The sequence below is a fragment of the Aneurinibacillus sp. UBA3580 genome, from assembly GCF_002375825.1.
Classification (GTDB): domain Bacteria; phylum Bacillota; class Bacilli; order Aneurinibacillales; family Aneurinibacillaceae; genus Aneurinibacillus; species Aneurinibacillus danicus.
Genome location: NZ_DFMZ01000042.1, coordinates 16,745 through 21,537 on the forward strand (window position 1 = coordinate 16,745; position 4,793 = coordinate 21,537).

The window sequence follows — 4,793 nt, forward strand, 5'->3', positions numbered from 1 at the left end:
AAGAGGCAGGAGCCGCCGCTAAGGCAGCCGGTGCAAAGCGGGTGATTCCGTTGAACGTAAGCGGACCGTTCCACTCCATGCTTATGGAGCCAGCGGCGGAGAAGCTTTCACAGACGCTTGCCGGCTATACGATTAAGGATGCGCAGGTAGCGGTCGTGGCTAATGTCTCAGCCAGCGGCGTACAAACAAAAGAAGAAATTAAAGAATCTTTGATTCAGCAAGTCGCTTCTCCGGTGCTATGGGAAGACAGTGTGCGCTACATGCTTGACAAAGGTGTCGATTTATTTATCGAGATCGGCCCGGGCACGGTTCTGTCAGGACTGGTTAAGAAAGTGGATCGTAAAGTGAAAACGCTGGCAATTCAAGATATAACGACACTTGAAAAGGCGCTTGAACAACTGCAAATGAAAGAATAGGAGGAGAGATCATGCTGGAAGGAAAAGTAGCGCTTGTCACCGGCGCATCCCGCGGGATTGGCCGTGCGATTGCGCTTGAGCTGGCCCGTCAGGGAGCCGATGTAGCCGTCAACTATGCCGGAAACGAAGCGGCCGCACGCGAAGTGGCGGACGAAATCGCCAAGCTGGGCCGACGTGCCATTGTAGTAAAGGCGAACGTGGCGGATGCGGGTGAAGCGGAAGCCATGGTCAAGCAAACAATCGACGAGCTGGGCAAGCTGGACATTCTGGTGAACAATGCGGGGATTACCCGCGACAACCTGCTCATGCGCATGAAAGAAGAAGAGTTCGATGAAGTCATTGCCACCAACCTCAAAGGCGTGTTCAATTGCACCAAAGCGGTGACGCGTCCAATGATGAAGGCGCGGAGCGGGCGCATTATCAATATCTCTTCCGTCGTTGGCGTAATGGGCAACCCGGGACAGACGAATTATGTGGCAGCCAAAGCCGGTGTTATCGGTATGACGAAGTCGGTCGCACGTGAATTGGCCAGCCGAGGCATTACAGTGAATGCTGTCGCGCCGGGATTTATTGAAACGGATATGACGTCCGTGCTCGGTGATGATACGAGGGAATCGCTGCTTACGCAGATTCCGCTCGGCCGCCTCGGCAAGCCGGAAGATATCGCCGATACGGTGGCGTTTATTGCTTCTGAGAAAGCAAGCTATATTACAGGTCAAGTTTTTCATGTTGACGGTGGCATGTACATGTAAGACAAAGTATAATAGACAAATAATTATGTTTTGAGAGGAGGTGAAGACAGTGGCAGATACATTCGATCGTGTAAAAAAAATCATCGTGGATCGCCTCGGCGTTGATGAATCCGAAATCAAAGAAGAAGCTTCATTTAAAGACGATCTCGGCGCAGACTCTCTTGATGTCGTAGAATTGGTGATGGAACTCGAGGATGAGTTCGATTTGGAGATTTCCGACGAAGACGCAGAGAAAATCACGACTGTGGGTGATGTGATCAAATACATAGAGGCCCACAAGTAAGATAGGCGCTGCTTCAGGAAAAGTCCCGTATACGTATGCGGGACTTTCTCCTCATTGTGGGTTATATACCAGTTTCTCATTATAAAGAACTGTTATTATATTTCGAGGTGAAACTATGAAAAATCGCGTAGTAGTAACAGGCATCGGAGCGGTCACGCCGCTCGGAAACAATGCCAAAGCTTTCTGGGAAGGGCTGCTTACCGGCAAATCCGGTGTCGATTATATTACCGCATTTGATACGGAAGGCTATTCAACCAAATTTGCAGCTGAAGTGAAAGACTTTAATCCAGAAGATTATATGGACAAAAAAGACATCAAGCGTACGGATCGTTTCGTGCAATTTGCGATCGCTGCGGCAAAAATGGCCGTGGAAGACGCAGGGCTTGAGATTACCGAAGAAAACGCAGAAAATATAGGAGTATACATCGGCTCCGGTATCGGCGGTTTGGGCACGTGGGAAGAGCAGCATACGCTGCTGATAGAGAAAGGGCCGCGGCGCGTAAGTCCATTTTTCGTGCCAATGATGATTGCCAATATGGCCTCTGGTCAGGTATCCATTACCCTGGGAGCCAAGGGACCAAACAGCGCGGCCATTACTGCATGTGCCAGTGCGACGAATTCGATTGGCGACGCATTTAAAATTATTGAGCGCGGTATCGCTGATGTCATGATTACGGGTGGTACGGAAGCATCGATCCGTCCGATGGCAGTGGCCGGGTTCTCCAATGCGAAAGCTCTTTCTTCACGCAATGATGAACCTAAAAAGGCCAGCCGTCCGTTTGATAAAGACCGCGACGGGTTTGTTATGGGTGAAGGAGCAGGGATCATTATTCTAGAATCGCTGGAGCATGCTAAGAAACGAGGGGCGACTATTCTGGCCGAGATTATCGGCTATGGCATGAGCGCGGACGCCTATCACTTAACCCAGCCGGCACCGGGCGGTGAAGGCGCGGCGCGGGCGATGAAAGCGGCGTTGAAAGATGCGGAAATTAAGCCGGAAGAAGTAGACTATATCAATGCGCATGGTACATCTACTGAATACAACGATAAATTCGAAACGATGGCCATAAAAGCTGCGCTGGGCGATGCCGCTTACAAAGTAGCCATCAGTTCCACCAAGTCCATGACGGGCCATCTGCTGGGCGCTGCAGGCGGAATTGAAGCGATTGCCTGTGTGCTTGCACTGCGCGATCAGATTGTGCCGCCGACCATTAACTATGAAACACCTGATCCGGAATGTGACCTTGATTATGTGCCGAACGAAGCAAGAAAGATGGATATAAATGTAGCCATGTCCAATTCGCTTGGCTTCGGCGGACACAATGCAACCATTGTCTTTAAAAAATATATAGACTGATACCGTTTTGGTGGTGAATAAGGTAGTGGATTTTGCAGGATTACAAAAAGAAATCGGAGTGCGCTTTAAAAACGAAAAGCTTCTCCGCCAGGCGTTTACCCATTCGTCGTATGTAAACGAGCACCGCGGCAAGCTATTCCAGGACAACGAGCGCCTGGAGTTTCTCGGTGACGCGGTGCTGGAGCTGACCGTCTCCCAATTTCTTTACACCCATTTTCCAAAAATGTCCGAAGGAGAATTAACGAAGCTCAGAGCCGCCATTGTCTGTGAACCGTCCCTCGTTATGTTTGCGAATCAGCTTAAATTCGGCGAGTTGATTTTGCTTGGCAAAGGGGAGGAACTGACCGGAGGAAGGCTCCGCCCCGCACTGCTTGCGGACGTGTTTGAAGCATTTATTGGCGCATTGTATCTGGATCAAGGGCTGGATTCGGTGTTCCGTTTCCTGGAAAAATATGTGTATCCCCGAATTAATAATGGTGAATTTACCCGGGTTACCGACTACAAAAGCCAATTGCAGGAGTTTGTGCAGCGGGACGGACTCGGGGAAATTCAATATCGCATCGTGCAGGAGCGGGGCCCTGCACATAGCCGTGAGTTTGTCTCCGAAGTGCTGCTCAACGGTGACGTACTCGGCCAGGGATCAGGCCGTTCGAAGAAGGAAGCCGAGCAGCATGCTGCCGCTATGGCAATGAAGCACCTCGCGGTAAAACAGTAAGGGTGACAGGGAAGATATGAAACAGCATGTAAACATCGCATTGTTTGTGCCGCATCAGGGATGTCCGAAGGATTGCGTGTTTTGCAACCAGTCACGGATTACGGGGCGGAAACGGGAAAGTCTGCTGACGGAAGAGACGGTGCGGCGTTCCATCGAGGAGCAACTGTCAACCGTCCGTGATGGCCAACAGGTCGAAATCGCGTTTTTTGGCGGCAGCTTTACCGGACTGCCCCGCGGCTACCAGACAATGCTCTTATCGGTAGCAAAGGAGTATGCGGCGACGGGCCGGGTGCACGGCATTCGCCTGTCAACGCGTCCGGATTACATTACGCCCCATATTATGGAGTATCTGCTCTCCTATGGGGTCACCACGGTAGAGCTTGGCTGCCAGTCGCTTGACGATGAAGTGCTTGCGCTGTCAAAAAGAGGGCATACGGCGGCACAGGTAGAGCGAGCAGTACAGATTATCCGGCAGTATCCGTCAATCCGGCTGGGCCTGCAAATTCTTCCCGGACTTCCGGGGGATACACTTGAAAAAAGCGTATCTACGGCCAGAAAGGTTGTAGAGCTTGCCCCTGATTTTGTACGCATTTATCCGGCGTTGGTCATTGCCGGAACGGAGCTTGAGTGGTTGTATGCAACGCATCAATACCAGCCGTTATCGGTGGAAGAAGCCGTGCAATGGACGGCGGAAATTTGGCTTCCTTTGCTTAAGGCGGGTATTCCTGTCATCCGTATGGGGCTGCATGCCTCGGATGATTTGCGCAGCAAGGGCACCGTGCTGGCCGGTCCATTCCATCCTTCGTTTCGTCAATTGGTCGAAGAGGAGTTGTTTCATCGTTTGCTGAAGCGAATGATGGAGGGGATCGGACAGACTGCCGCTGCTTCGCTGGAAGTTGCGATCCATCCCGCAGACGAAACGGCACTGCGTGGCCGCAAAGGAGAGAATTGGAGAGAGGTGGCAGCTTTTCTTGCAGATGCCGGTGTTCACGCTTCGCTGACGCTGGACAGAAGTTTATCGCGCCAGCAGTTGAGCTTTCGGGAAGAAGGCGGAACCTTCCGGACGCTTTTCTTTACCGATTTATAAGAGAATCCGGCCCTTCGGTCGATTTGAAGCTGAGAAGAACGAGGCAGTCTGGACGCCTGAGGATGCGCATCCTCCCCGGGTCGCGTCAGGCCCTCGTTTTTTCTGTGAAAATCGTGAGGAAAGAAGGAGAAGAGGGAGGAAAAAAGATCTAAGGAAGAAAAAGGCGTTCGCCTTTTTCTACAT

At 51.4% G+C, this 4,793-nt stretch carries 6 protein-coding genes; all 6 read left to right on the plus strand.

The window, feature by feature from the left end:
- Positions 1-416: ACP S-malonyltransferase (locus tag B2899_RS06545; RefSeq protein ID WP_286884571.1), on the plus strand; the 416-nt coding region annotated here is incomplete at its 5' end.
- An 11-nt stretch (positions 417-427) separates the two neighbouring features.
- Positions 428-1,168, plus strand: a complete 741-nt coding sequence (gene fabG / locus B2899_RS06550; RefSeq protein WP_286884572.1) for a 3-oxoacyl-ACP reductase FabG — start codon at positions 428-430, stop codon at positions 1,166-1,168.
- Positions 1,169-1,217: 49 nt separating this feature from the next.
- Positions 1,218-1,451 (plus strand): acyl carrier protein, encoded by a 234-nt coding sequence (locus B2899_RS06555; RefSeq protein WP_146809428.1) that lies wholly within the window; start codon positions 1,218-1,220, stop codon positions 1,449-1,451.
- 115 nt (positions 1,452-1,566) lie between these two features.
- Complete coding sequence (gene fabF / locus B2899_RS06560; RefSeq protein WP_146809427.1) at positions 1,567-2,808, plus strand: beta-ketoacyl-ACP synthase II; 1,242 nt, start codon at positions 1,567-1,569, stop codon at positions 2,806-2,808.
- Positions 2,809-2,833: 25 nt separating this feature from the next.
- Complete coding sequence (gene rnc / locus B2899_RS06565; protein WP_286884573.1) at positions 2,834-3,523, plus strand: ribonuclease III; 690 nt, start codon at positions 2,834-2,836, stop codon at positions 3,521-3,523.
- A gap of 16 nt (positions 3,524-3,539) precedes the next feature.
- Positions 3,540-4,610, plus strand: a complete 1,071-nt coding sequence (locus B2899_RS06570; protein WP_286884575.1) for an elongator complex protein 3 — start codon at positions 3,540-3,542, stop codon at positions 4,608-4,610.
- The last annotated feature ends 183 nt before the right edge of the window (positions 4,611-4,793 follow it).